Origin of the sequence: Escherichia sp. WS1118, from assembly GCF_046487695.1 — a bacterium.
Taxonomy (GTDB): Bacteria; Pseudomonadota; Gammaproteobacteria; order Enterobacterales; family Enterobacteriaceae; genus Escherichia; species Escherichia coli.
Genome location: NZ_JBJQIZ010000010.1, coordinates 189,864 through 215,899, shown reverse-complemented (window position 1 = coordinate 215,899; position 26,036 = coordinate 189,864). Strand labels below are relative to the sequence as shown.

At 52.0% G+C, this 26,036-nt stretch carries 24 protein-coding genes; 12 read left to right on the top strand and 12 right to left on the bottom strand.

Annotated features, from left to right (window positions below; translation table 11 throughout):
* Positions 1-9: 9 nt before the first annotated feature.
* The 7 genes from gpmA to modE all read right to left on the bottom strand — a co-directional run bounded on the left by gpmA (position 10) and on the right by modE (position 7,813).
* Positions 10-762, bottom strand: a complete 753-nt coding sequence (gene gpmA, locus ACJHYO_RS18040) for a 2,3-diphosphoglycerate-dependent phosphoglycerate mutase (protein ID WP_001295305.1) — start codon at positions 760-762, stop codon at positions 10-12.
* A 202-nt stretch (positions 763-964) separates the two neighbouring features.
* The gene (galM, locus tag ACJHYO_RS18035; RefSeq protein ID WP_085455240.1) at positions 965-2,005 is read right to left on the bottom strand and encodes a galactose-1-epimerase; all 1,041 of its coding nucleotides are present in this window, start codon (positions 2,003-2,005) and stop codon (positions 965-967) included.
* Positions 1,999-3,147: a galactokinase gene (gene galK / locus ACJHYO_RS18030; RefSeq protein WP_085455241.1), complete on the bottom strand. Its 1,149-nt coding sequence runs from the start codon at positions 3,145-3,147 to the stop codon at positions 1,999-2,001. The genes galM and galK overlap by 7 nt, the downstream gene beginning before the upstream one ends.
* A 3-nt stretch (positions 3,148-3,150) precedes the next feature.
* Positions 3,151-4,197: a galactose-1-phosphate uridylyltransferase gene (galT, locus tag ACJHYO_RS18025; RefSeq protein WP_000191508.1), complete on the bottom strand. Its 1,047-nt coding sequence runs from the start codon at positions 4,195-4,197 to the stop codon at positions 3,151-3,153.
* Between the two features lie 9 nt (positions 4,198-4,206).
* Complete coding sequence (galE, locus tag ACJHYO_RS18020) at positions 4,207-5,223, bottom strand: UDP-glucose 4-epimerase GalE (RefSeq protein ID WP_001265443.1); 1,017 nt, start codon at positions 5,221-5,223, stop codon at positions 4,207-4,209.
* Between the two features lie 261 nt (positions 5,224-5,484).
* Positions 5,485-6,957, bottom strand: coding sequence for a molybdate ABC transporter ATP-binding protein ModF (modF, locus tag ACJHYO_RS18015; protein WP_085455242.1), 1,473 nt, complete (start codon positions 6,955-6,957; stop codon positions 5,485-5,487).
* A gap of 67 nt (positions 6,958-7,024) precedes the next feature.
* Positions 7,025-7,813 carry a molybdenum-dependent transcriptional regulator gene (gene modE, locus ACJHYO_RS18010; protein WP_001147439.1) on the bottom strand — a complete coding sequence of 263 codons (789 nt, stop codon included), beginning with the start codon at positions 7,811-7,813 and terminating at the stop codon, positions 7,025-7,027.
* Between the two features lie 128 nt (positions 7,814-7,941).
* On the opposite strand from modE, the gene acrZ reads away from it, so the two are divergent.
* The 4 genes from acrZ (at position 7,942) to modC (ending at position 10,781) form a co-directional block, all read left to right on the top strand.
* The gene (gene acrZ, locus ACJHYO_RS18005; RefSeq protein WP_000891515.1) at positions 7,942-8,091 is read left to right on the top strand and encodes a multidrug efflux pump accessory protein AcrZ; all 150 of its coding nucleotides are present in this window, start codon (positions 7,942-7,944) and stop codon (positions 8,089-8,091) included.
* Positions 8,092-8,257: 166 nt separating this feature from the next.
* The gene (modA, locus tag ACJHYO_RS18000; RefSeq protein ID WP_000113014.1) at positions 8,258-9,031 is read left to right on the top strand and encodes a molybdate ABC transporter substrate-binding protein; all 774 of its coding nucleotides are present in this window, start codon (positions 8,258-8,260) and stop codon (positions 9,029-9,031) included.
* Positions 9,031-9,720 carry a molybdate ABC transporter permease subunit gene (gene modB / locus ACJHYO_RS17995; protein ID WP_000604037.1) on the top strand — a complete coding sequence of 230 codons (690 nt, stop codon included), beginning with the start codon at positions 9,031-9,033 and terminating at the stop codon, positions 9,718-9,720. Before modA ends, modB begins: the two co-directional genes overlap by 1 nt.
* A gap of 2 nt (positions 9,721-9,722) precedes the next feature.
* On the top strand, positions 9,723-10,781 hold the full coding sequence (gene modC, locus ACJHYO_RS17990; RefSeq protein ID WP_000891664.1) for a molybdenum ABC transporter ATP-binding protein ModC: 1,059 nt from the start codon (positions 9,723-9,725) through the stop codon (positions 10,779-10,781).
* Here modC and ybhA read toward each other — a convergent pair whose 3' ends face one another.
* Complete coding sequence (gene ybhA, locus ACJHYO_RS17985) at positions 10,782-11,600, bottom strand: bifunctional pyridoxal phosphate/fructose-1,6-bisphosphate phosphatase (RefSeq protein WP_001467942.1); 819 nt, start codon at positions 11,598-11,600, stop codon at positions 10,782-10,784.
* A gap of 154 nt (positions 11,601-11,754) precedes the next feature.
* On the opposite strand from ybhA, the gene pgl reads away from it, so the two are divergent.
* Positions 11,755-12,750, top strand: coding sequence for a 6-phosphogluconolactonase (gene pgl, locus ACJHYO_RS17980; protein ID WP_085455243.1), 996 nt, complete (start codon positions 11,755-11,757; stop codon positions 12,748-12,750).
* A 40-nt stretch (positions 12,751-12,790) separates the two neighbouring features.
* Here pgl and ACJHYO_RS17975 read toward each other — a convergent pair whose 3' ends face one another.
* Positions 12,791-13,744, bottom strand: a complete 954-nt coding sequence (locus ACJHYO_RS17975; RefSeq protein WP_000679972.1) for a LysR family transcriptional regulator — start codon at positions 13,742-13,744, stop codon at positions 12,791-12,793.
* Positions 13,745-13,927: 183 nt separating this feature from the next.
* Here ACJHYO_RS17975 and ACJHYO_RS17970 point away from each other — a divergent pair, with 183 nt between their 5' ends.
* The 3 genes from ACJHYO_RS17970 (at position 13,928) to ACJHYO_RS17960 (ending at position 18,933) form a co-directional block, all read left to right on the top strand.
* Positions 13,928-14,980 (top strand): 4-oxalomesaconate tautomerase, encoded by a 1,053-nt coding sequence (locus ACJHYO_RS17970; protein WP_000723652.1) that lies wholly within the window; start codon positions 13,928-13,930, stop codon positions 14,978-14,980.
* A 75-nt stretch (positions 14,981-15,055) separates the two neighbouring features.
* On the top strand, positions 15,056-16,489 hold the full coding sequence (locus tag ACJHYO_RS17965) for an anion permease (RefSeq protein ID WP_001036491.1): 1,434 nt from the start codon (positions 15,056-15,058) through the stop codon (positions 16,487-16,489).
* A 182-nt stretch (positions 16,490-16,671) separates the two neighbouring features.
* A complete protein-coding gene (locus tag ACJHYO_RS17960; protein WP_085455246.1) occupies positions 16,672-18,933 on the top strand; it encodes a hydratase in 2,262 nt (753 codons plus the stop codon).
* A gap of 139 nt (positions 18,934-19,072) precedes the next feature.
* Here the strand turns inward: ACJHYO_RS17960 and ACJHYO_RS17955 are convergent, their stop codons facing one another.
* The 3 genes from ACJHYO_RS17955 to bioA form a co-directional block, all read right to left on the bottom strand.
* The gene (locus ACJHYO_RS17955; RefSeq protein ID WP_001091562.1) at positions 19,073-20,356 is read right to left on the bottom strand and encodes a putative acyl-CoA thioester hydrolase; all 1,284 of its coding nucleotides are present in this window, start codon (positions 20,354-20,356) and stop codon (positions 19,073-19,075) included.
* A gap of 151 nt (positions 20,357-20,507) precedes the next feature.
* On the bottom strand, positions 20,508-20,984 hold the full coding sequence (locus tag ACJHYO_RS17950; RefSeq protein WP_000767411.1) for a kinase inhibitor: 477 nt from the start codon (positions 20,982-20,984) through the stop codon (positions 20,508-20,510).
* 58 nt (positions 20,985-21,042) lie between these two features.
* Positions 21,043-22,332: an adenosylmethionine--8-amino-7-oxononanoate transaminase gene (gene bioA / locus ACJHYO_RS17945; protein WP_085455247.1), complete on the bottom strand. Its 1,290-nt coding sequence runs from the start codon at positions 22,330-22,332 to the stop codon at positions 21,043-21,045.
* 86 nt (positions 22,333-22,418) lie between these two features.
* Here bioA and bioB point away from each other — a divergent pair, with 86 nt between their 5' ends.
* Genes bioB through bioD form a run of 4 tightly spaced genes read left to right on the top strand, consistent with a single transcriptional unit; the run spans position 22,419 to position 26,022 of the window.
* Entirely contained in the window at positions 22,419-23,459 is a 1,041-nt protein-coding gene (bioB, locus tag ACJHYO_RS17940; RefSeq protein ID WP_000951218.1) for a biotin synthase BioB, read from the top strand.
* Entirely contained in the window at positions 23,456-24,610 is a 1,155-nt protein-coding gene (gene bioF / locus ACJHYO_RS17935; RefSeq protein ID WP_085455248.1) for an 8-amino-7-oxononanoate synthase, read from the top strand. Before bioB ends, bioF begins: the two co-directional genes overlap by 4 nt.
* Positions 24,597-25,352: a malonyl-ACP O-methyltransferase BioC gene (gene bioC, locus ACJHYO_RS17930; RefSeq protein ID WP_085455249.1), complete on the top strand. Its 756-nt coding sequence runs from the start codon at positions 24,597-24,599 to the stop codon at positions 25,350-25,352. Before bioF ends, bioC begins: the two co-directional genes overlap by 14 nt.
* On the top strand, positions 25,345-26,022 hold the full coding sequence (gene bioD, locus ACJHYO_RS17925) for a dethiobiotin synthase (protein WP_000030925.1): 678 nt from the start codon (positions 25,345-25,347) through the stop codon (positions 26,020-26,022). Before bioC ends, bioD begins: the two co-directional genes overlap by 8 nt.
* Positions 26,023-26,036: the final 14 nt, after the last annotated feature.

The window sequence follows — 26,036 nt, the reverse complement described above, 5'->3', positions numbered from 1 at the left end:
GAATGACGTTTACTTCGCTTTACCCTGGTTAGCAACCGCCGCTGCTTTCGCCGCGATCTCGTCAGCATTACCCAGATAATAGCGTTTCAGCGGTTTGAAGTTCTCGTCAAACTCATAAACCAGCGGCACGCCGGTCGGGATATTCAGCTCAAGAATCTCTTCTTCGCTCATGTTATCGAGATATTTCACCAGCGCACGTAACGAGTTACCGTGTGCGGCGATGATGACGCGCTCACCGCTCTTCATACGCGGCAGAATGGTTTCATTCCAGTAAGGGATCACGCGGTCAATGGTCAGCGCCAGGCTTTCCGTCAGCGGCAGTTCTTTCTCGCTCAGTTTCGCGTAACGCGGATCGTGACCCGGATAACGCTCATCATCTTTAGTCAGTTCCGGCGGAGTCACCGCAAAACCACGACGCCACTGTTTCACCTGCTCGTCGCCATACTTTTCAGCGGTTTCCGCTTTGTTCAGACCCTGCAACGCACCGTAGTGACGTTCGTTCAGTTTCCAGGATTTCTCAACGGGCAGCCATGCCTGATCCAGTTCGTCCAGCACATTCCACAGGGTATGAATAGCGCGTTTCAGCACAGAGGTGTAAGCAAAGTCAAAGCTGTAACCTTCCTCTTTCAGCAGCTTACCTGCTGCTTTTGCTTCGCTTACGCCTTTCTCAGACAGATCCACGTCGTACCAACCGGTGAAACGGTTTTCTTTGTTCCACTGACTTTCGCCATGACGAACCAGAACCAGCTTAGTTACAGCCATATACTTACTCCTCAAATCATCTTTTAATGATAATAATTCTCATTATATTGCCGTGACGAAGCAACAGCAATGCTTACGCATAACCATAGCGAAAATAGTGTCGCAGTGTAAGGTTGTTGTGAATATTGAGTTGCAAATATGTCGGTGTTTGCTGGTGATTTGAACAATATGAAGATAAAGCCCTCATGACGAGGGCTTAACATTACTGAGCAATAAACTGATATTCCGTCAGGCTGGAATACTCTTCGCCAGGACGCAGGAAGCAGTCCGGTTGCGGCCATTCAGGGTGGTTCGGGCTGTCCGGCAGAAATTCGCTTTCCAGAGCCAGCCCTTGCCAGTCGGCGTAAGGTTCGGTTCCCCGCGACGGTGTGCCGCCGAGGAAGTTGCCGGAGTAGAATTGCAGAGCCGGAGCGGTGGTGTAGACCTTCAGCTGCAATTTTTCATCTGCTGACCAGACATGCGCCGCCACTTTCTTGCCATCGCCTTTGGCCTGTAACAAGAACGCGTGATCGTAACCTTTCACTTTGCGCTGATCGTCGTCGGCAAGAAACTCACTGGCGATGATTTTGGCGTTGCGGAAATCAAAAGAGGTTCCGGCGACAGATTTCAGGCCGTCGTGCGGAATGCCGCCTTCATCAACCGGCAGATATTCTTCCGCCAGAATCTGCAACTTGTGATTGCGCACGTCAGATTGCTCGCCGTCAAGATTGAAATAGACGTGATTAGTCATATTCACCGGGCAAGGTTTATCAACTGTGGCGCGATAAGTAATGGAGATACGGTTATCGTCGGTCAGACGATATTGCACCGTCGCGCCGAGATTACCCGGGAAACCCTGATCGCCATCATCTGAACTCAGGGCAAACAGCACCTGACGATCGTTCTGGTTCACAATCTGCCAGCGACGTTTGTCGAACCCTTCCGGGCCGCCATGCAATTGGTTGACGCCCTGACTTGGTGAAAGCGTCACGGTTTCACCGTCAAAGGTATAACGGCTATTGGCGATGCGGTTGGCATAACGACCAATAGAGGCCCCCAGAAATGCGGCCTGATCCTGATAGCATTCCGGGCTGGCGCAGCCAAGCAGCGCCTCGCGGACGCTGCCATCGGAAAGCGGAATACGGGCGGAAAGTAAAGTCGCACCCCAGTCCATCAGCGTGACTACCATCCCTGCGTGGTTACGCAAAGTTAACAGTCGGTACGGCTGACCATCGGGTGCCAGTGCGGGAGTTTCGTTCAGCACTGTCCTGCTCCTTGTGATGGTTTACAAACGTAAAAAGTCTCTTTAATACCTGTTTTTGCTTCATATTGTTCAGCGACAGCTTGCTGTACGGCAGGCACCAGCTCTTCCGGGAACAACGCGACGATACAGCCACCAAATCCGCCGCCGGTCATGCGTACGCCACCTTTGTCGCCAATCACAGCTTTGACGATTTCTACCAGAGTGTCAATTTGCGGTACGGTGATTTCGAAATCATCGCGCATAGAGGCATGAGACTCCGCCATCAACTCGCCCATACGTTTCAGGTCGCCTTGCTCCAGTGCGCTGACAGCTTCAACGGTGCGGGCGTTTTCAGTCAGGATATGACGCACGCGTTTCGCCACGATTGGGTCCAGTTCATGCGCAACAGCGTTGAACTCTTCAATGGTGACATCGCGCAGGGCTGGCTGCTGGAAGAAACGCGCACCGGTTTCGCACTGTTCACGACGGGTGTTGTATTCGCTGCCAACCAGGGTACGTTTGAAGTTACTGTTGATGATGACGACAGCCACACCTTTGGGCATGGAAACTGCTTTGGTCCCCAGTGAGCGGCAGTCAATCAGCAAGGCATGATCTTTCTTGCCGAGTGCGGAAATCAGTTGATCCATGATTCCACAGTTACAGCCTACAAACTGGTTTTCTGCTTCCTGACCATTAAGCGCGATTTGTGCGCCGTCCAGCGGCAGATGATAAAGCTGCTGCAATACGGTTCCGACCGCGACTTCCAGTGAAGCGGAAGAACTTAACCCTGCACCCTGCGGCACATTGCCGCTGATCACCATGTCCACACCGCCGAAGCTGTTGTTACGCAGTTGCAGATGTTTCACCACGCCACGAACGTAGTTAGCCCATTGATAGTTTTCATGCGCGACAATGGGCGCATCGAGGGAAAACTCGTCGAGCTGATTTTCATAATCGGCTGCCATTACGCGAACTTTACGGTCATCGCGTGGCGCACAGCTGATCACGGTTTGATAATCAATCGCGCAGGGCAGAACGAAACCGTCGTTGTAGTCGGTGTGTTCACCAATCAAATTCACGCGGCCAGGCGCCTGAATGGTGTGAGTGGCAGGGTAGCCAAATGCGTTGGCAAACAGAGATTGTGTTTTTTCTTTCAGACTCATTTCTTACACTCCGGATTCGCGAAAATGGATATCGCTGACTGCGCGCAAACGCTCTGCTGCCTGTTCTGCGGTCAGGTCTCGCTGGGTTTCTGCCAGCATTTCATAACCAACCATAAATTTACGTACGGTGGCGGAGCGCAACAGAGGCGGATAAAAGTGCGCGTGCAGCTGCCAGTGTTGATTCTCTTCGCCATTAAATGGCGCGCCGTGCCAGCCCATAGAGTAGGGGAAGGAGCACTGGAAGAGGTTGTCATAACGACTGGTCAGCTTTTTCAACGCCAGTGCCAAATCGCTGCGCTGGGCGTCGGTCAAATCGGTGATCCGCAAAACGTGGGCTTTGGGCAGCAGTAGCGTTTCGAACGGCCAGGCAGCCCAGTAAGGTACAACGGCTAACCAGTGTTCGGTTTCGACAACGGTACGGCTACCGTCTGCCAGCTCGCGCTGAACATAATCCACCAGCATTGGCGATTTCTGTTCGGCGAAATATTCTTTTTGCAGGCGGTCTTCGCGCTCAGCTTCGTTAGGCAGGAAGCTATTTGCCCAAATCTGTCCGTGCGGATGCGGGTTAGAGCAGCCCATCGCCGCGCCTTTGTTTTCAAAGACCTGTACCCACGGGTACGTTTTTCCCAGCTCTGCGGTTTGCTCCTGCCAGGTTTTGACGATTTCCGTCAATGCCGCAACGCTCAGTTCTGGCAACGTTTTACTGTGATCCGGTGAAAAGCAGATCACCCGGCTGGTACCGCGCGCGCTCTGGCAACGCATTAGCGGATCGTTGCTTTCTGGCGCATCTGGCGTGTCAGACATCAAGGCCGCAAAGTCATTAGTGAAAACGTAAGTGCCGGTGTAATCGGGGTTTTTATCGCCTGTCACCCGCACATTACCTGCGCAGAGGAAGCAATCTGGATCGTGCGCAGGTAACACCTGTTTGGCTGGCGTTTCCTGCGCCCCCTGCCAGGGGCGCTTAGCGCGGTGCGGTGAAACCAGAATCCATTGCCCGGTGAGCGGGTTGTAGCGGCGATGTGGATGATCAACGGGATTAAATTGCGTCATGGTCGTTCCTTAATCGGGATATCCCTGTGGATGGCGTGACTGCCAGTGCCAGGTGTCCTGCGCCATTTCATCGAGTGTGCGCGTTACGCGCCAGTTCAGTTCACGGTCGGCTTTGCTGGCGTCCGCCCAGTAGGCCGGAAGGTCGCCCTCGCGACGCGGTGCAAAATGATAGTTAACCGGTTTGCCGCAAGCTTTGCTGAAGGCATTAACCACATCCAGCACGCTGCTGCCCACGCCAGCGCCGAGGTTGTAGATGTGTACGCCTGGCTTGTTCGCCAGTTTTTCCATCGCCACGACGTGACCGTCCGCCAGATCCATTACGTGGATGTAATCGCGCACGCCAGTACCGTCTTCGGTCGGATAATCGTTACCAAAAATCGCCAGCGAGTCGCGACGGCCTACAGCAACCTGGGCGATGTATGGCATCAGGTTATTCGGAATGCCTTGCGGATCTTCGCCCATATCGCCCGACGGATGCGCGCCAACTGGGTTGAAGTAGCGCAGCAGGGCAATGCTCCAGTCCGGCTGGGCTTTTTGCAGATCGGTGAGGATCTGTTCCACCATCAGCTTGCTTTTGCCGTAAGGGCTTTGCGGTGTGCCGGTCGGGAAGCTTTCAACATATGGAATTTTGGGTTGATCGCCATAAACGGTGGCGGAGGAGCTAAAGATAAAGTTTTTGACGTTAGCGGCGCGCATGGCGCTAATCAGGCGCAGGGTGCCGTTGACATTGTTGTCGTAATATTCCAGCGGTTTTTGTACCGATTCGCCAACGGCTTTCAGCCCGGCGAAGTGGATCACGGTGTCGATAGCGTGATCGTGCAGGATCTCGGTCATCAACGCTTCGTTACGGATATCGCCTTCAACAAACGTTGGATGTTTGCCGCCTAAACGCTCGATAACAGGCAGTACGCTGCGCTTACTGTTACAGAGGTTATCAAGAATGATGACATCATGACCGTTTTGCAGTAATTGCACACAGGTATGACTTCCAATGTAACCGCTACCACCGGTAACCAGAACTCTCATAATTCGCTCCATTAGGCTTATGGTATGAAATAACCATAGCATAACAAAGATGCGAAAAGTGTGACATGGAATAAATTAGTGGAATCGTTTACACAAGAATTTAGCCGTTTTTTATGCGCGATTAAGTGATTATAAAACAGAGGGTTTATGAATGATTGCGCTTTTTATCTGAAAAAAAGACGCGGTTTCATGCCTGCATGCGTCAAACCGTTGGCCGGATAACACGTTTACGCCGCCTCCGGCACGGTCAGCACTACCGACTCAGTTTATTTTTGTCAGCGCATAGCGATAAAAGTCACCGTCCGGCACGAACTCCAGACGATGGGTAATACAGGCAGGCGCATCTTCAGTGTGGTGCGAAACAAACAACAATTGCGTTTCACCTTCGCTAATCAGCACATCAACAAAACGGCGGATAAGCTGGCGATTGAGCGGATCAAGCCCCTGTAGTGGTTCATCGAGAATAAGCAACGTCGGATGTTTCACTAGCGCACGGACGATCAGCGCCAGACGCTGCTGTCCCCAGGAAAGACTATGGAAAGGAGCGTCAGCCGTGCGTTTATCAATGCCGAGAATATCCAGCCACTGCTGCACCAGTTTTTGCTGGCGATCCGAAACGGCCTGATAAATGCCAATCGAATCAAAATAGCCAGAAAGAATCACATTACGCACAGTAGTGCTGACCCGGTAATCCAGATGCAAACTACTGCTGACGTAGCCGATATGCTTTTTGATATCCCAGATGGTTTCGCCGCTGCCGCGACGTCGTCCGAAAAGCGTCAAATCGTTGCTGTAACCTTGCGGATGATCGCCAGTAATCAGGCTTAATAACGTCGATTTTCCCGCGCCATTTGGCCCGACAATTTGCCAGTGTTCGCCTGGATTCACCTGCCAGCTAAGGTTATTAAGAATGGGGCGATCGTTATAAGAAACCACGCCATTGTTCAGCACAATGCGCGGTTCGTTGGCGGGTAAGGCGTGACGTGCTGAAGGTTCATCCGGCTCCGGCATTTGCACACCTTCAAGCAGTTCGCTATGCGCCAGTTGCGCAACGAGTGCTTGTTGGAGCAGTTCTTCTTTAGCGCCAGTTTCCGCTAACGTACAATCCGCCAGCACGCCAGCAAACTGGACAAATTCCGGGATCTCATCGAAGCGATTGAGCACCAGTACCAGAGTAATACCGGACTGATGTAACGAGGCGAGTAGCTCAGCCAGCTGCTGACGTGAGGCAACATCCAGGCCATCGAACGGCTCATCAAGAATCAACAAGTCAGGCTCCGACATCAGCGCCTGACACAGCAGGGTTTTTCGCGTCTCGCCAGTGGAAAGGTATTTAAAGCGTCGGTCGAGGAGGGCGGTAATACCGAACTGCTGCGCCAGTTGCATGCAACGCGGTGCATCCTTTACTTCATCCTGAATGATTTCAGCCGTGGTACGCCCGGTGTCATCTTCGCCAGGGCCGAGCATATCGGTGTTATTCCGCTGCCATTCGTCGCTGACGAGCTTTTGCAATTGCTCGAAGGAGAGACGAGTGATGTGGGAAAACTGGCTTTGCCGTTCACCTTTCAAAAGCGGAAGTTCCCCCGCCAGCGCGCGGGCCAGGGCCGATTTCCCGCTTCCATTCGAACCGACAAACGCCCAACTATCACCCGCGTTTAACGTTAGCTGAGGCAATTGCAGCGTTTTTGTGTCGCTAAGACGAAACGTGCCTTGCAAAATTTGCAACGATGACATTTTATATCCCATTTTGTGCAGCGATTACTGACAGGGATACGTGTTTCATAACAAATTGTCAACACGCTTAGCACAGCGTGGCGATAATCACGCTGTCGGCATTAAAGTAGGCCGTGACATTCTGTCCTTGCTGAAGAGAAGTCGCTTCATTTACCGGCACTGTGGCGCACAGTGTTTGCCCGTCGGGTAGCGCCATTAATACTTCGCACTGCTCTGCGCCGCGCTCAATATGACTAATAATACCCGGTAATTGGTTGTCGGCGTTTTGTGCGACAGCTTCGTCCTGAGTAATGCCTACCCACGGCGCTTTTAGCAATATCAACACTTCTTTGCCTTCATCCAGCCCCAGACGCGCGCCGCTTTGTGCGGTAATTGCGACTTTCAGGCGTGTTTTTCCATCAGCCAGTAAGACATCAACATGCTGTTGAACGTCATCATGATCGCGGGCGGTGATGGTGCCAAACCATTGGTTACGGGCGCTGGTTTGCAGTGAAAAACGTGAGATCGCGGCCAGCAGGCTGTTCAGCGGCAGGGCGTCATCGTCACTTAACACATCAAAGGCTTTTTGCTGGATTTGCGCCAGTAAGTCATAGAGCTGAATCAGTCGCTGACCATAGCGGGTCAGTACTGCGCCGCCTCCACCTTTACCGCCTGTTGCGCGCTCAACCAGAATATGCTCACTTAACTGATTCATCTCGTTAATGGCATCCCAGGCGCTTTTATAGCTGATACCGGCATCTTTCGCTCCCTGGCTAATGGAACCGGAAAGCGCAATGTGTTTTAGTAGCGAAATGCGGCGCGGGTCGGCGAATAATTTTTGTTGGAGCTTAAGGGTGAGAAGGATTTCGGCCTGCATAACAATATCCTGGCAAAAGTCTTATTGTGACGGAAAACGAACGCCACGCAAAGCTGACCGCACAAAAGGGGAGTGCTTTTCTGTGCTTAGCGGTTAGAATAGTCTCATGACTATATCTGGAGTTGACCATGTTAGAGTTATTAAAAAGTCTGGTATTCGCCGTAATCATGGTACCTGTCGTGATGGCCATCATCCTGGGTCTGATTTACGGTCTTGGTGAAGTTTTCAACATCTTTTCTGGTGTTGGTAAAAAAGACCAGCCCGGACAAAATCATTGATTCCCTGAATGCCCGCTTAGTCGGGCATTTTCTTTTTCTCAACTTCCTGCTTTTTCTGCCGATATTTTTTCTCATCTACCTCACAAAGGTTAGCAATAACTGCTGGGAAAATTCCGAACTTGCCGTTATATTGACGCCTACATAACGTTACATTAAGGGGTTACCAATGGCTCGTAAATGGTTGAACTTGTTTACCGGGGCGGCACTCTCTTTCGCTGTTGCTGGCAATGCACTGGCAGATGAAGGGAAAATCACGGTGTTCGCCGCCGCATCACTGACTAACGCAATGCAGGACATTGCTACGCAGTATAAAAAAGAGAAAGGCGTGGATGTAGTTTCTTCTTTCGCTTCGTCATCTACTTTGGCCCGTCAGATTGAAGCGGGTGCGCCTGCGGATCTGTTTATTTCTGCCGATCAGAAATGGATGGATTATGCGGTTGATAAAAAAGCGATCGATACGGCTTCGCGCCAGACACTGCTCGGCAATAGCCTGGTCGTTGTAGCACCGAAAGCCAGCGAGCAGAAAGATTTCACCATCGACAGCAAAACCAACTGGACTTCGCTGCTGAATGGCGGTCGCCTCGCGGTTGGTGATCCGGAACATGTCCCTGCTGGCATTTATGCGAAAGAAGCACTGCAAAAACTGGGCGCATGGGATACGCTCTCCCCGAAACTGGCTCCGGCGGAAGATGTTCGTGGCGCGCTGGCGTTGGTCGAACGCAATGAAGCGCCGCTGGGTATTGTTTACGGTTCTGACGCAGTTGCCAGCAAAGGGGTAAAAGTGGTTGCCACCTTCCCGGAAGATTCACATAAAAAAGTGGAATATCCGGTTGCTGTTGTGGAAGGGCATAACAATGCGACAGTGAAAGCATTTTACGATTATCTGAAGGGGCCGCAGGCTGCGGAAATCTTTAAACGTTACGGATTTACAACCAAGTAATGATACTGACCGATCCAGAATGGCAGGCAGTTTTATTAAGCCTGAAAGTTTCTTCCCTGGCTGTGCTGTTTAGCCTGCCGTTTGGGATCTTTTTTGCCTGGTTACTGGTACGTTGCACGTTTCCGGGCAAAGCTCTGCTCGACAGTGTACTGCATCTACCGCTGGTGTTACCGCCCGTGGTCGTCGGTTACCTATTATTAGTTTCGATGGGACGGCGCGGATTTATCGGTGAACGTCTGTATGACTGGTTTGGTCTTTCTTTCGCGTTTAGCTGGCGCGGTGCGGTTCTCGCTGCCGCTGTCATGTCTTTTCCGCTGATGGTGCGGGCGATTCGTCTGGCGCTGGAAGGTGTTGATATCAAACTGGAGCAGGCCGCAAGAACGTTGGGCGCCGGGCGCTGGCGTGTCTTCTTCACTATTACCTTACCGCTGACGTTGCCGGGAATTATTGTTGGTACGGTACTGGCATTCGCTCGTTCGCTCGGTGAATTTGGCGCAACCATCACCTTTGTGTCGAACATTCCTGGTGAAACGCGGACCATTCCTTCTGCCATGTATACCCTGATCCAGACCCCTGGCGGGGAAAGTGGCGCGGCGAGACTGTGTATTATTTCTATTGCGCTGGCGATGATCTCCCTGTTGATTTCAGAATGGCTGGCCAGAATCAGCCGTGAGCGGGCGGGGCGCTAATCATGCTGGAACTGAATTTTTCCCAGACGTTGGGCAACCATTGCCTGACGATTAATGAAACGCTGCCCGCCAATGGCATCACCGCTATTTTTGGTGTCTCTGGTGCCGGAAAAACCTCGCTGATTAACGCCATCAGTGGGCTGACACGTCCGCAAAAAGGGCGGATTGTCCTCAATGGTCGGGTACTAAATGACGCCGATAAAGGTATCTGCCTGACGCCAGAAAAGCGTCGCGTAGGCTATGTGTTTCAGGATGCGCGGCTGTTTCCGCATTATAAAGTGCGTGGCAATTTGCGCTACGGCATGGCGAAAAGCATGGTCAATCAGTTCGATAAGCTGGTGGCGCTTTTAGGCATTGAACCGTTGCTTGATCGTTTACCAGGCAGCCTGTCCGGAGGCGAAAAACAGCGCGTGGCGATTGGTCGGGCTTTGCTGACAGCACCGGAATTGCTGTTGCTGGATGAACCGCTGGCGTCACTGGATATTCCGCGTAAACGCGAACTGTTGCCTTATCTGCAACGTCTGACGCGGGAAATCAACATTCCGATGTTGTATGTCAGCCATTCGCTGGATGAAATCCTCCATCTGGCAGACAGAGTGATGGTACTGGAAAACGGTCAGGTGAAAGCCTTTGGCGCGCTGGAAGAAGTCTGGGGTAGTAGCGTGATGAATCCGTGGCTACCGAAAGAGCAACAAAGTAGCATTCTGAAAGTGACAGTACTTGAGCATCATCCGCATTACGCGATGACCGCGCTGGCGCTGGGCGATCAGCATTTGTGGGTCAATAAGCTGGACGAACCGCTGCAAGCTGCGCTACGCATCCGCATTCAGGCTTCCGATGTCTCGCTGGTTTTACAACCGCCGCAGCAAACCAGCATTCGTAACGTATTGCGGGCAAAAGTTGTTAATAGTTATGACGACAACGGCCAGGTGGAAGTGGAGCTGGAAGTCGGCGGTAAAACGCTGTGGGCGCGTATCAGCCCGTGGGCCAGGGATGAACTGGCGATCAAACCTGGCCTGTGGCTGTATGCGCAAATTAAAAGTGTGTCGATAACCGCCTGATTAAATCAGGTGGCTATAAATGAACTGGGCAATGCTGTCGGTGGTGTTATCACCAATCACAATGTTGGCGCGCGCTTTTACTGCGTCATCGGCGTTGCCCATCGCCACGCCTGTACCAGCGGCTTCCAGCATACTAATATCATTGAAGTTATCGCCGAAGGCCACGACGTTTTCCATCGACCAGCCTTGCGCCTCAACCCATTTCGTCAAACGTTTACCTTTGCTGTTGCCGCCGCGTGCAATATCAACCTGATCGTGCCAGGACCATTCACACTCCAGTCCCAGTTCATGTTCGACATGCTTACCAAAATTCTGCAATTGCGGCAGGTCATCGTGCGTCAGGGCGAACTTCCATACGGCGTTAACTTGTTGCGCCGTTTCAGCCAGAGAAGCGACTTGTGTGAAAGTCGGACGCTGTTCCGGCGGCAGGGTTTGCGCCCAGTTAGACGTGCGAATGACATGTCCGGTCGGGTGCTCATAAACCATCGCATCATCCACATACATCAGACCGTGAATGTGGTGTTCATTCAGCATCTCAATGAGTTGCAGGGCTTTGTTAACAGGCATTGGGTCCGCTTCTAGTACGGTTTTTGCATGATAATCATACAAATAGGTGCCGTTACAGCAAATAGCAGGTGTATCCAGCGCCAGCGCCTGATAAAAAGGATGAATAGCGACGTGATGGCGACCTGTGACGATGATTAATCGGTAGCCTGCTTCGCGAGCGCGGGCCAGGGCTTCTATCGATGAAGGAAGCAGGGTCTTTTTCGGGGTCAATAAGGTGCCGTCTAAGTCGAGAGCAATCACGCGTGTGGTCATGGCGTATTCCAGATTAAGGTTAAGAATTTTCGTCTGCGCGAATGGTACACCGATACCACTATCGGACAAAATTCTGCGTTTTAATTCAGCATTCACCGCCAAAAGCGACTAATTTTAGCTGTTACAGTCAGTTGCTAAATGCAAAGGAGCATTCATGAAGCAAACAGTTTATATCGCCAGCCCTGAGAGCCAGCAAATTCACGTCTGGAACCTGAATCATGAAGGCGCACTGACGCTGACACAGGTTGTCGATGTGCCGGGGCAGGTGCAGCCGATGGTGGTCAGCCCGGACAAACGCTATCTCTATGTTGGTGTTCGCCCTGAGTTTCGCGTCCTGGCCTATCGTATCGCCCCGGACGATGGCGCGCTGACCTTTGCTGCAGAGTCTGCGCTGCCGGGTAGCCCGACGCATATTTCCACCGATCACCAGGGGCAGTTTGTCTTTGTCGGTTCTTACAATGCGGGTAACGTGAGCGTAACGCGTCTGGAAGATGGCCTGCCAGTGGGCGTCGTCGATGTGGTCGAGGGGCTGGACGGTTGCCATTCCGCCAATATCTCACCGGACAACCGTACGTTGTGGGTTCCGGCATTAAAGCAGGATCGCATTTGCCTGTTTACGGTCAGCGATGATGGTCATCTGGTGGCGCAGGACCCTGCGGAAGTGACTACCGTTGAAGGGGCCGGCCCGCGTCATATGGTATTCCATCCAAACGAACAATATGCGTATTGCGTCAATGAGTTAAACAGCTCAGTGGATGTCTGGGAACTGAAAGATCCGCACGGCAATATCGAATGTGTCCAGACGCTGGATATGATGCCGGAAAACTTCTCCGACACCCGTTGGGCGGCTGATATTCATATCACCCCGGATGGTCGTCATTTATACGCCTGCGACCGTACCGCCAGTCTGATTACCGTTTTCAGCGTTTCGGAAGATGGCAGCGTGTTGAGTAAAGAAGGCTTCCAGCCAACGGAAACCCAGCCGCGCGGCTTCAATGTTGATCACAGCGGCAAGTATCTGATTGCCGCCGGGCAAAAATCTCACCACACCTCGGTATACGAAATTGTTGGCGAGCAGGGGCTACTGCATGAAAAAGGCCGCTATGCGGTTGGGCAGGGGCCAATGTGGGTAGTGGTCAACGCGCACTAACCGCTGATTTAACCGGCGCAGTCTCTCCTGCGCCGGTGTATTAACCTATCTCCTGTAACGCATGTCTCTGGCGTTCGACGATATTGGTCCACAAATTGTCTTTATCGTCAGTCCACAAATTAATCAGCAAGGCAAAAAAGCGTTCAGCTGCCGGAGAAAGCACGGCATCTTTGCGGCGAATAATCCCCAATGTCCGACGTATAACGGGTTCCACCAGTGGGATACCAATAATCGAAGAATAGGGCGCATGGGGCATTGCCAGACCAGGAAGCGCCGAAATCCCCAGTCCCGCCTCCACCAGCCCTAATGACGTCGAAAGATGACGCACTTCGTAAAACCAGTCCAGCTTCCAGGGCTTGTCGGCTAGCTGTTGTTCTATCAACAGTCGGTTGCCGCTGGAGGAGCGTACGCCAATCATTTTGTAACCCACTAACTCCTGCCATTCTACAAGCTGCTTTTTGGCCAATGGATGGTCACGCCGACAGGCCAGCACGAACGGCTCGTTGACCAGTGGGGTAAAATCAATGGATGAATTTGTGACGTTGTTCATGTTTATGCCAAAGTCTGATTCGTTACACAGCACCGATTCCATGCAATTATTCGTGCCTTGTTCCAGAATCCGCACTTTAATATTGGGATACAGCTCATTAAATTTACCGATTGCCAATGGTAAAAAATAAAATACTGCGGTCGGAATACACGCTAACGTCACCATACCACGATGATAAGCATTCATATCACGAATATTAAAAAGCGTTTCATCGAATTTTTTTATTAATTCCCGCGCCTCCGGGAGCAACCTTTTTCCTGCTTTTGTTAACGTAACCTTGCGAGTTGTACGCTCAAATAGTTGAATGTGTAAATCTTCCTCCATCTTTTTTATTCTTCGCGTTAATGCAGGTTGCGTAATATTGAGTAATTTAGCAGCATTGTTAAATGAACTGGACTCTGCCAGTATGACAAATGCCTTCATACTTGATAATTCATGCTTCATTATTACTCCGGAAAATGGAAGCGTCGATTTTGGGTGGCTGACCGTTAAAAATTTTAACTGCATTTAACCAACTTAAATTAATGAAAAAATGTTATTAATCGTTGAGCTAAAGTCATTAGAGATGCTTTGCCCTTAATGTAACCATATCGCAATAAGTTATGTTTTTAAATTGAGGGCATTATTATGAAAAAAATACCCTGCGTGATGATGCGAGGTGGAACCTCGAGGGGCGCGTTCCTGTTAGCGGAACATCTACCCGAAGATCAAACGCAGCGCGATAAAATATTGATGGCAATTATGGGTTCCGGTAACGATCTGGAAATTGACGGTATTGGCGGCGGTAATCCGCTGACCAGTAAAGTCGCCATTATTAGCCGCTCCAGCGATCCGCGTGCAGATGTCGATTATCTGTTTGCTCAAGTTATCGTCCATGAGCAACGTGTCGATACCACGCCTAACTGCGGCAATATGCTGTCTGGCGTTGGGGCATTCGCCATTGAAAATGGTTTGATTGCAGCGACTTCGCCAGTTACCCGCGTACGTATCCGCAACGTCAATACGGGTACGTTCATCGAAGCTGATGTGCAAACGCCAAATGGTGTTGTCGAGTACGAGGGTAGCGCCAGAATTGACGGCGTACCGGGTACTGCCGCACCGGTTGCGCTCACTTTCCTGAATGCCGCCGGAACGAAAACCGGAAAAGTCTTCCCGACGGATAATCAGATTGATTATTTTGACGATGTCCCGGTGACCTGTATCGATATGGCGATGCCAGTTGTCATTATTCCTGCTGAATATCTGGGAAAAACAGGCTATGAATTACCGGCAGAGCTGGATGCCGACAAAGCATTATTAGCCCGCATTGAATCTATCCGTCTACAAGCGGGTAAAGCAATGGGCTTAGGCGATGTCAGTAATATGGTTATCCCTAAACCTGTACTTATTTCTCCAGCGCAGAAAGGCGGGGCAATTAATGTGCGTTATTTTATGCCGCATTCTTGCCATCGCGCTTTGGCGATAACCGGTGCTATTGCTATTTCCAGTAGTTGTGCATTGGAAGGTACCGTCACCCGACAAATCGTCCCTTCTGTAGGATACGGCAATATCAATATTGAACACCCCAGTGGTGCGCTCGACGTTCATTTAAGTAATGAAGGTCAGGATGCCACGACGTTACGCGCATCTGTTATTCGGACGACCAGAAAAATATTTTCCGGTGAAGTTTATCTTCCCTGAAAAATTTTGTTGTCGTGATAATGACAATCAATAAAGGAATTCTGTATGAGTCATACAGAAAGAACAGGATATTAAATGAATAAGAAATCGTTATGGAAGCTAATTCTGATATTAGCAATCCCATGTATTATTGGCTTTATGCCAGCTCCGGCAGGATTAAGCGAACTGGCGTGGGTGCTTTTTGGTATTTACCTGGCGGCCATTGTGGGGCTGGTTATCAAGCCTTTCCCGGAACCTGTCGTACTGTTAATTGCCGTCGCCGCATCGATGGTCGTGGTGGGTAACTTATCAGGTGGGGAATTTAAAACCACCGCCGTATTAAGCGGTTACTCTTCCGGTACCACCTGGCTGGTGTTTTCTGCGTTTACTTTAAGCGCCGCGTTTGTAACCACAGGCTTAGGTAAACGTATTGCCTATCTGCTGATTGGTAAAATTGGTAGCACTACCCTGGGTCTGGGTTACGTTACGGTATTTCTCGATCTGGTACTGGCTCCGGCAACACCGTCTAACACCGCGCGTGCGGGCGGCATCGTGTTACCGATCATCAACAGCGTGGCAGTGGCTTTGGGATCAGAACCGGAAAAAAGTCCGCGTCGTGTTGGACATTACCTGATGATGTCCATTTACATGGTCACTAAAACCACCAGCTATATGTTCTTTACCGCAATGGCGGGGAACATTCTGGCGCTGAAAATGATCAACGACATTCTGCACCTGCAAATTAGCTGGGGTGGATGGGCGCTAGCCGCCGGATTGCCGGGCATCATTATGCTGCTGGTCACCCCGCTGGTGATTTACACCATGTATCCACCAGAAATTAAGAAGGTGGATAACAAAACCATCGCTAAAGCGGGCCTTGCCGAACTGGGACCGATGAAAATCCGCGAAAAAATGCTGCTCGGTGTCTTTGTGCTGGCGCTGCTGGGCTGGATTTTCAGTAAGTCTCTGGGGGTTGATGAATCCACCGTGGCAATCGTTGTTATGGCAACTATGCTGCTGCTGGGTATCGTTACCTGGGAAGACGTGGTTAAAAATAAAGGCGGCTGGAATACCTTAATCTGGTACGGCGGTATTATCGGCTTAAGCTCCTTATTATCGAAAGTTAAATTCTTCGAATGGTTAGCTGAAGTCTTTAAAAATAACCTGGCATTTGATGGTCACGGTAACGTTGCTTTCTTCGTTATTATTTTCCTCAGCATCATCGTGCGTTATTTCTTCGCTTCTGGTAGTGCCTATATCGTTGCCATGTTACCGGTATTTGCCATGCTGGCGAATGTCTCCGGCGCACCGTTAATGTTAACCGCGCTGGCACTGTTGTTCTCTAACTCCTATGGCGGCATGGTTACTCACTATGGCGGTGCGGCAGGTCCGGTCATCTTTGGCGTGGGTTACAACGATATTAAATCCTGGTGGTTGGTCGGTGCGGTACTGACGATATTAACCTTCCTGGTGCATATCACCCTTGGCGTGTGGTGGTGGAATATGCTGATCGGCTGGAACATGCTGTAAATATACTCGTCATACTTCAAGTTGCATGTGCTGCGTCTGCGTTCACTCACCCCAGTCACTTACTTATGTAAGCTCCTGGGGATTCACTCGCTTGTCGCCTTCCTGCAACTCGAATTATTTAGAGTATATCCATTTATTATCTTTCTGCGCACTTCACGGTGCGCAGATATCTGGAGCATTTGATGATCAAGTTATCTGAAAAAGGCGTGTTTCTCGCCAGCAATAACGAAATAATTGCCGAAGAACATTTCACCGACGAAATAAAAAAAGAAGAAGCAAAAAAAGGCACTATTGCCTGGTCTATTCTATCTTCTCATAATACGTCCGGAAATATGGATAAACTTAAAATTAAGTTTGATTCATTAGCCTCTCACGATATTACCTTTGTTGGTATTGTACAGACCGCTAAAGCGTCCGGTATGGAACGTTTCCCGCTGCCGTATGTGCTGACCAACTGCCATAACTCACTCTGCGCCGTCGGCGGCACCATTAACGGTGATGACCATGTTTTTGGTTTATCGGCGGCGCAGCGTTATGGCGGTATTTTTGTGCCACCGCATATTGCGGTCATCCATCAATATATGCGTGAAATGATGGCTGGCGGCGGCAAAATGATCCTCGGGTCAGACAGCCATACCCGTTACGGTGCGTTAGGGACAATGGCGGTTGGCGAGGGCGGCGGCGAGTTGGTAAAACAGCTGCTTAATGACACCTGGGATATCGACTATCCGGGCGTGGTTGCGGTGCATCTGACCGGAAAACCTGCGCCGTATGTGGGGCCGCAGGATGTGGCGCTGGCTATCATCGGTGCCGTGTTCAAAAACGGTTACGTCAAAAACAAAGTGATGGAGTTCGTAGGTCCCGGTGTTGCAGCGCTCTCTACCGATTTCCGCAACAGCGTTGACGTGATGACCACTGAAACGACCTGTTTAAGTTCTGTCTGGCAAACCGATGAAGAAGTCCATAACTGGCTGGCGCTGCACGGTCGCGGCCAGGATTACTGCCAACTTAACCCTCAACCAATGGCGTACTACGATGGCTGCATCAGTGTTGATTTAAGCGCCATCAAACCAATGATTGCGCTGCCATTCCACCCGAGCAACGTGTATGAAATCGACACGCTGAACCAGAACCTGACCGACATTCTGCGTGAGATTGAAATTGAGTCCGAACGCGTGGCGCACGGTAAAGCCAAACTCTCGCTGCTGGATAAAGTGGAAAATGGTCGCCTGAAAGTGCAGCAGGGGATTATCGCGGGCTGTTCTGGCGGTAACTATGAAAACGTCATCGCGGCGGCGAATGCGCTGCGCGGTCAATCCTGCGGCAACGATACCTTCTCGTTGGCGGTTTACCCGTCATCGCAGCCGGTGTTTATGGATCTCGCCAAAAAAGGTGTGGTCGCAGATTTGATTGGCGCAGGCGCAATCATCAGAACCGCGTTCTGCGGCCCATGCTTTGGTGCGGGCGATACGCCAATCAACAACGGTTTGAGTATTCGCCACACCACGCGTAACTTCCCGAACCGCGAAGGCTCTAAGCCAGCTAATGGGCAGATGTCAGCGGTGGCGTTGATGGACGCTCGTTCTATTGCGGCGACTGCGGCAAACGGTGGCTATTTAACTTCGGCCAGCGAGCTGGATTGCTGGGACAACGTGCCGGAGTACGCCTTCGATGTAACGCCGTATAAAAATCGCGTCTATCAAGGCTTTGTGAAAGGGGCGACCCAGCAACCGCTGATCTACGGACCGAACATCAAAGACTGGCCGGAATTGGGCGCGCTGACTGACAATATCGTCCTCAAAGTGTGCTCGAAGATTCTCGACGAAGTGACCACCACCGACGAACTGATTCCTTCCGGTGAAACCTCTTCATATCGTTCAAATCCGATTGGTCTGGCGGAGTTTACCCTGTCACGCCGCGATCCAGGTTATGTTGGCAGAAGTAAAGCGACTGCTGAGCTGGAAAATCAGCGTCTGGCGGGGAATGTCAGCGAGATGGCAGATGTGTTTGCGCGCATTAAGCAGATTGCTGGTCAGGAGCATATTGATCCGCTGCAAACTGAAATTGGCAGTATGGTCTATGCGGTGAAACCAGGCGATGGTTCTGCGCGTGAACAGGCGGCGAGTTGTCAGCGTGTGATTGGCGGTCTGGCGAATATTGCCGAGGAGTACGCGACTAAACGCTATCGTTCTAACGTCATCAACTGGGGGATGTTACCGCTGCAGATGGCGGAAGCGCCAACCTTTGAAGTGGGGGATTACATTTACATCCCTGGCATTAAAGCGGCGCTGGATAATCCTGGAACGACGTTTAAAGGTTATGTGATCCATGAAGATGCACCGGTAACGGAAATCACGCTGTATATGGAAAGTCTGACTGCCGAAGAACGCGAGATTATCAAGGCGGGTAGTTTGATTAACTTCAATAAAAACCGTCAGATGTAAAAAGCGCCATGTGAATGTAGGTCGCATCCGCAGTTATTGTCGGATGCGATGCCGACGCATCTTATCCGACCGACAAATCGTATCGAACTGTAGGCCGGATAAGGCGTTTACGCCGCATCCGGCACATAGTTAACAGCTCCTACTTCTTCGCCTCTGCAACCACTTTGCTACCCACGCCGCGGTTATTGTATTCCCACATGCGGTTGTAGTTAGTGTCATTCAGATTGCGCTGTACTTCGTCGTTATCATCAACGCTGCCGGTGTTACCCGCAAACGGACGATTAGAGATCACCGCATCAGCCCACGGTTTGGCTGTGTTAAAACCTTCGTTGATGGCGCTATCACGGATCACTACCTGACCGTTGGTATTGGCATCAACATCCAGCGAGCGGCCCAGTTGCGCCACGCCATCACCGGAAGCATTGAAACGGCTGTTTACGGCGAGGAAACCGTAGTAAATGTTGGACAGCGTAGCCGGTGCAAACACATACGCTTCTTGCTGGGTACGGGAGTTCACCACGCGGAATTCGGTGTTATCGAACACCACTGCGCCGCGACCAGAAACGATATCCACATCCCCTTCAATATAGCTGTTGGTCACCAGCGTACGCGGCTGACGATTCGTTTCCAGACGGTTCTGCACACCGCTGTTGGTGACAAAGAAGGTGTTCTGACGACCGAGAATGTTGACGTTATTGATCTGCACTTTGTCGCCATCAGTACGCAGTGCCACCGCCGGATGGTTACCCGCATCTACGCTATCGCCCAGCGTGTTTTCGATGGTCAGGTTTTGCAGTTGCAGGCCATTGTTTTGTGACCAGAAGACCGCAGAGCAGAGAACACCGATACTGTCGCTGCGTTTACTCTGGCAGCTATCGTACATATACCACGCCGGTTTACCTGGCATATATTTGCCGCGCGGGTTGACGTCGTGACGCCAGTCGGCAGGGCTCATGCCACCATCAAGGGAAAGCCCAATCTTCACATCAATCGGTTTTTCACCTGTACCGTATAGAGTAATTCCACCCGGAGCGGCAGGGACATACACCGTTCCCTGATACTCACCAGGCATCACGGCAATATACTGGCGCTTGTTGGTACGCTTGATAATTGCCGCATCTACCGCCGCCTGAATCGTGGTATGCGTTACACCTTGAGTACCCGCCGGGCCGACAACAAAGTCAGGTTGCGCAGGCAGGGTAATCGGGGAAGGATTCCACGCTGCCGCACCTGGTGTCAGGGATGCAAAATAGTGTTGAGCATCGAAATTCTGCGCTTCTTTTGCCGACAGAATCGGGCGAGAAGAGGTACCAGGCGCGGTTTGATCAGAAGGACGTTGATCGGGCGGTGTTGAGCTACAGGCGGTCAGCGTCACGCCAAAAGCCAATGCCAGCGCCAGACGGGAAACTGAAAATGTGTTCACAGGTTGCTCCGGGCTATGAAATAGAAAAATGAATCCGTTGAAGCCTGCTTTTTTATACTAACTTGAGCGAAACGGGAAGGTAAAAAGACAAAAAGTTGTTTTTAATACCTTTAAGTGATACCAGATGGCATTGCGCCATCTGGCAGAGTGATTAACTAAACATCGCAGTAATCGAGGCACTCGCCAGAGAGTGAAAATGAACGTTAAACCCGACCATCGCGCCGCTGGCACCTTCATCGACATCAATACGTTCTACATCCAGCGCGTGAACGGTAAAAATGTAGCGATGGGTTTCGCCTTTCGGCGGCGCTGCGCCATCGTACCCGGTTTTACCAAAGTCGGTACGCGTCTGCAAAACGCCGTCTGGCATAGCTACCAGACCAGAGCCAAACCCTTGCGGTAATACGCGGGTATCAGCGGGTAAATTAACAACTACCCAGTGCCACCAGCCGGAGCCGGTTGGCGCATCCGGGTCATAGCAGGTGACAACAAAACTTTTCGTTCCCACAGGAACATCATCCCACGCCAGATGCGGTGAAATATTATCGCCATCGTAACCCATGCCGTTAAAGACATGACGATGCGGCAGCTTATCGCCATCGCGCAGATCGTTACTGATGAGTTTCATGAACCCTCCTTTCTTGTTTGCAGAAAGTGTAGCCAGAAACCCTCACGCTGACTTCCCGTTATTGGCAAAAAAATGTTTCATCCTGCACCGCACGGTTAACCGCTGCGGTCAGACGCTGCAACTGTTGCGGGAGAATAATATAGGGCGGCATCAGGTAAATCAGTTTGCCAAAAGGCCGGATCCAGACACCCTGTTCGACAAAGAATTTTTGCAGCGCTGCCATATTCACCGGACGAGTGGTTTCGACCACGCCGATTGCCCCCAGTACGCGCACATCGGCAACCATTTCGGCGTCACAGGCGGGGGCAAGTTGCTCGCGTAGCTGCCCTTCAATAGCCGCCACCTGATGCTGCCAGTCGCCAGATTCAAGAATCGCCAGGCTGGCGTTTGCTGCTGCGCAGGCCAGCGGATTGCCCATAAAAGTTGGCCCATGCATAAAGCAGCCGGCTTCGCCGTTACTGATGGTTTCCGCAACCTCGCGCGTGGTGAGCGTGGCGGAAAGGGTCATTGTGCCGCCGGTTAAGGCTTTACCGAGACACAAAATATCCGGCGCGATTTCTGCATGTTCACAGGCAAACAGTTTGCCGGTACGACCAAATCCGGTGGCGATCTCGTCGGCAATCAGCAAGATACCTTCGCGATCGCACATTTTGCGGATTCGTTTTAACCATTCCGGATGGTAGATGCGCATCCCGCCTGCGCCCTGGACAATCGGTTCAATGATCACCGCCGCGATTTCATGACGATGCGCCGCCATCAGGCGGGCAAAGCCCACCATATCGCGCTCATCCCATTCGCCATCCATGCGGCTTTGCGGGGCGGGAGCAAACAGGTTTTCTGGCAGATAGCCTTTCCACAGGCTGTGCATTGAGTTGTCCGGATCGCACACCGACATCGCGCCAAAGGTATCGCCATGATAACCATTGCGGAAGGTTAGAAAACGCTGGCGCGCTTCGCCTTTGGCCTGCCAGTACTGCAACGCCATTTTCATCGCCACTTCTACCGCTACGGAGCCGGAGTCCGCGAGAAAAACGCATTCCAGCGGTTGCGGCGTCATCGCCACCAGTTTGCGGCACAGCTCAATGGCGGGCGCATGGGTGATACCGCCAAACATCACATGCGACATAGCATCAATTTGCGACTTCATCGCCGCATTAAGCTGCGGGTGATTGTAACCGTGGATCGCCGCCCACCAGGACGACATACCGTCAACCAGGCGTCTGCCGTCAGACAAAATTAGCTCGCAACCTTCGGCGCTTGCCACCGGATAAACCGGCAGCGGGGAGGTCATGGATGTGTATGGGTGCCAGATATGGCGTTGGTCAAAGGTAAGATCGTCCGTTGTCATAATCGACTTGTAAACCAAATTGAAAAGATTTAGGTTTACGAGTCTACACCGAATTAACAACAAAAAACACGTTTTGGAGAAGCCCCATGGCTCACCGCCCACGCTGGACATTGTCGCAAGTCACAGAATTATTTGAAAAACCGTTGCTGGATCTGCTGTTTGAAGCGCAGCAGGTGCATCGTCAGCATTTCGATCCTCGTCAGGTGCAGGTCAGCACTTTGCTGTCGATTAAGACCGGAGCTTGTCCGGAAGATTGCAAATATTGCCCGCAAAGCTCGCGCTACAAAACCGGGCTGGAAGCCGAGCGGTTGATGGAAGTTGAACAGGTGCTGGAGTCGGCGCGCAAAGCGAAAGCGGCGGGATCGACACGTTTCTGTATGGGCGCGGCGTGGAAGAATCCCCACGAACGTGATATGCCGTACCTGGAACAAATGGTGCAGGGGGTAAAAGCGATGGGGCTGGAGGCGTGTATGACGCTGGGCACGTTGAGTGAATCTCAGGCGCAGCGCCTGGCGAATGCCGGGCTGGATTACTATAACCACAACCTCGACACCTCGCCGGAGTTTTACGGCAATATCATCACCACCCGCACCTATCAGGAACGTCTCGATACGCTGGAAAAAGTGCGAGAAGCTGGGATTAAAGTCTGTTCAGGTGGCATTGTGGGCTTAGGCGAAACGGTGAAAGATCGCGCCGGATTATTGCTGCAACTGGCAAACTTGCCGACGCCGCCGGAAAGCGTGCCAATCAACATGCTGGTGAAGGTGAAAGGCACGCCGCTGGCGGATAACGACGATGTCGATGCCTTTGATTTTATCCGTACCATTGCCGTAGCGCGGATCATGATGCCGACCTCTTACGTACGCCTTTCTGCCGGACGCGAGCAGATGAACGAACAGACTCAGGCGATGTGCTTTATGGCTGGCGCAAACTCGATTTTCTACGGTTGCAAACTGCTGACCACGCCGAATCCGGAAGAAGATAAAGATCTGCAACTGTTCCGCAAACTGGGGCTGAATCCGCAACAAACCGCCGTTCTGGCGGGCGATAACGAACAACAGCAGCGTCTGGAGCAGGCACTAATGACCCCGGACACCGACGAATATTACAACGCGGCAGCACTATGATCTGGCAGGAGAAAATCGACGCGGCGCTTGATGCGCGGCGTGTTGCTGATGCCTTGCGTCGCCGTTATCCGGTGGCACAAGGAGCCGGACGCTGGCTGGTGGCAGATGATTGCCAGTATCTGAACTTTTCCAGTAACGATTATTTAGGTTTAAGCCATCATCCGCAAATTATCCGCGCCTGGCAGCAGGGAGCGGAGCAATTTGGCGTCGGTAGCGGCGGTTCCGGTCACGTCAGCGGTTATAGCGTGGCGCATCAGGCGCTGGAAGAAGAACTGGCCGAGTGGCTGGGCTATTCGCGGGCACTGCTGTTTATCTCTGGTTTTGCCGCTAATCAGGCAGTCATTGCCGCGATGATGGCGAAAGAGGACCGTATTGTTGCCGACCGGCTTAGCCATGCCTCATTGCTGGAGGCTGCCAGTTTAAGCCCGTCGCCGCTTCGACGTTTTACCCATAACGATGTCGCTCATCTGGCGCGACTGCTTGCTTCCCCCTGTCCGGGGCAGCAACTGGTGGTGACAGAAGGCGTGTTCAGCATGGACGGCGATAGTGCGCCACTGGCGGAAATCCAGCAAGTAACGCAACAGCACAATGGCTGGTTGATGGTCGATGATGCCCACGGCACGGGCGTTATCGGGGAGCAGGGGCGCGGCAGCTGCTGGCTGCAAAAGGTAAAACCAGAATTGCTGGTGGTGACTTTTGGCAAAGGATTTGGCGTCAGCGGGGCAGCGGTGCTTTGCTCCGATACGGTGGCGGATTATTTACTGCAATTTGCCCGCCATCTTATTTACAGCACCAGTATGCCGCCCGCTCAGGCGCAGGCATTACGTGCATCGCTGGCGGTCATTCGCAGTGATGAGGGTGATGCACGGCGCGAAAAACTGGCGGCACTCATTACGCGTTTTCGTGCCGGAGTACAGGATTTGCCGTTTACGCTTGCTGATTCATGCAGCGCCATCCAGCCATTGATCGTCGGTGATAACAGCCGTGCGTTACAACTGGCAGAAAAACTGCGCCAGCAAGGCTGTTGGGTCACGGCAATTCGCCCACCAACCGTACCCGCTGGTACTGCGCGACTGCGCTTAACGCTAACCGCAGCGCATGAAATGCAGGATATCGACCGTCTGCTGGAGGTGCTGCATGGCAACGGTTAATAAACAAGCCATTGCTGCGGCATTTGGACGGGCAGCCGCACACTATGAGCAACACGCCGATCTACAGCGCCAGAGTGCTGACGCCTTACTGGCAATGCTCCCACAGCGTAAATACACCCGCGTACTGGATGCGGGTTGTGGACCAGGCTGGATGAGCCGCCGCTGGCGAGAGCGTCACGCGCAGGTGACTGCGTTAGATCTCTCTCCGCCAATGCTTGTTCAGGCACGCCAGAAGGATGCCGCAGACCATTATCTGGCGGGAGATATCGAATCCCTGCCGTTAGCGACTGCGACGTTCGATCTTGCATGGAGCAATCTCGCGGTGCAGTGGTGCGGTAATTTATCCATGGCACTCCGCGAGCTGTATCGGGTGGTGCGCCCCGGAGGCGTGGTCGCGTTTACCACGCTGGTGCAGGGATCGTTACCCGAACTGCATCAGGCGTGGCAGGCGGTGGACGAGCGCCCGCATGCTAATCGCTTTTTACCGCCAGATAAAATCGAACAGTCGCTAAACGCCGTGCATTATCAACATTATATTCAGCCCATCACGCTGTGGTTTGATGATGCGCTCAGTGCCATGCGTTCGCTGAAAGGCATCGGTGCCACGCATCTTCATGAAGGGCGTGACCCGCGAATATTAACGCGTTCGCAGTTGCAGCGATTGCAACTGGCCTGGCCGCAACAACAGGGGCGATATCCTCTGACGTATCATCTTTTTTTGGGAGTGATTGCTCGTGAGTAAATGTTATTTTGTCACCGGAACGGATACCGAAGTGGGGAAAACTGTCGCCAGCTGCGCGCTTTTACAAGCCGCAAAGGCAGCAGGCTACCGGACGGCAGGTTATAAACCGGTGGCCTCTGGCAGCGAAAAGACCCCGAAAGGCTTACGTAATAGTGACGCGCTGGCGTTACAGCGCAACAGTAGCCTGCAGCTGGATTACGCAACGGTAAATCCTTACACCTTCGCAGAACCCACCTCGCCGCATATCATCAGCGCGCAAGAGGGCAGGCCGATAGAATCATTGGTAATGAGCGCCGGATTACGCGCGCTTGAACAACAGGCTGACTGGGTGTTAGTGGAAGGTGCTGGCGGCTGGTTTACGCCGCTTTCTGACACTTTCACTTTTGCGGATTGGGTAACACAGGAACAACTGCCGGTGATACTGGTAGTTGGTGTGAAACTCGGCTGTATTAATCACGCGATGTTGACTGCGCAGGCAATACTACACGCCGGACTGACTCTGGCGGGGTGGGTGGCGAACGATGTCACGCCTCCGGGAAAACGTCACGCTGAATATATGACCACGCTCACCCGCATGATTCCCGCGCCGCTGCTGGGCGAAATTCCCTGGCTTGCAGAAAATCCAGAAAATGCGGCAACCGGAAAGTACATCAATCTTGCCTTAATGTAGTCATCCTGTAATTG

Coding starts and splice junctions, on each gene's coding strand:
- gpmA (WP_001295305.1), bottom strand. CDS start 762: ATGGCTGTAACTAAGCTGGTTCTGGTTCGTCATGGCGAAAGTCAGTGG.
- galK (WP_085455241.1), bottom strand. CDS start 3,147: ATGAGTCTGAAAGAAAAAACACAATCTCTGTTTGCCAACGCATTTGGC.
- galT (WP_000191508.1), bottom strand. CDS start 4,197: ATGACGCAATTTAATCCCGTTGATCATCCACATCGCCGCTACAACCCG.
- galE (WP_001265443.1), bottom strand. CDS start 5,223: ATGAGAGTTCTGGTTACCGGTGGTAGCGGTTACATTGGAAGTCATACC.
- modF (WP_085455242.1), bottom strand. CDS start 6,957: ATGTCATCGTTGCAAATTTTGCAAGGCACGTTTCGTCTTAGCGACACA.
- modE (WP_001147439.1), bottom strand. CDS start 7,813: ATGCAGGCCGAAATCCTTCTCACCCTTAAGCTCCAACAAAAATTATTC.
- acrZ (WP_000891515.1), top strand. CDS start 7,942: ATGTTAGAGTTATTAAAAAGTCTGGTATTCGCCGTAATCATGGTACCT.
- modA (WP_000113014.1), top strand. CDS start 8,258: ATGGCTCGTAAATGGTTGAACTTGTTTACCGGGGCGGCACTCTCTTTC.
- modB (WP_000604037.1), top strand. CDS start 9,031: ATGATACTGACCGATCCAGAATGGCAGGCAGTTTTATTAAGCCTGAAA.
- modC (WP_000891664.1), top strand. CDS start 9,723: ATGCTGGAACTGAATTTTTCCCAGACGTTGGGCAACCATTGCCTGACG.
- ybhA (WP_001467942.1), bottom strand. CDS start 11,600: ATGACCACACGCGTGATTGCTCTCGACTTAGACGGCACCTTATTGACC.
- pgl (WP_085455243.1), top strand. CDS start 11,755: ATGAAGCAAACAGTTTATATCGCCAGCCCTGAGAGCCAGCAAATTCAC.
- ACJHYO_RS17975 (WP_000679972.1), bottom strand. CDS start 13,744: ATGAAGCATGAATTATCAAGTATGAAGGCATTTGTCATACTGGCAGAG.
- ACJHYO_RS17970 (WP_000723652.1), top strand. CDS start 13,928: ATGAAAAAAATACCCTGCGTGATGATGCGAGGTGGAACCTCGAGGGGC.
- ACJHYO_RS17965 (WP_001036491.1), top strand. CDS start 15,056: ATGAATAAGAAATCGTTATGGAAGCTAATTCTGATATTAGCAATCCCA.
- ACJHYO_RS17960 (WP_085455246.1), top strand. CDS start 16,672: ATGATCAAGTTATCTGAAAAAGGCGTGTTTCTCGCCAGCAATAACGAA.
- ACJHYO_RS17950 (WP_000767411.1), bottom strand. CDS start 20,984: ATGAAACTCATCAGTAACGATCTGCGCGATGGCGATAAGCTGCCGCAT.
- bioA (WP_085455247.1), bottom strand. CDS start 22,332: ATGACAACGGACGATCTTACCTTTGACCAACGCCATATCTGGCACCCA.
- bioB (WP_000951218.1), top strand. CDS start 22,419: ATGGCTCACCGCCCACGCTGGACATTGTCGCAAGTCACAGAATTATTT.
- bioF (WP_085455248.1), top strand. CDS start 23,456: ATGATCTGGCAGGAGAAAATCGACGCGGCGCTTGATGCGCGGCGTGTT.
- bioC (WP_085455249.1), top strand. CDS start 24,597: ATGGCAACGGTTAATAAACAAGCCATTGCTGCGGCATTTGGACGGGCA.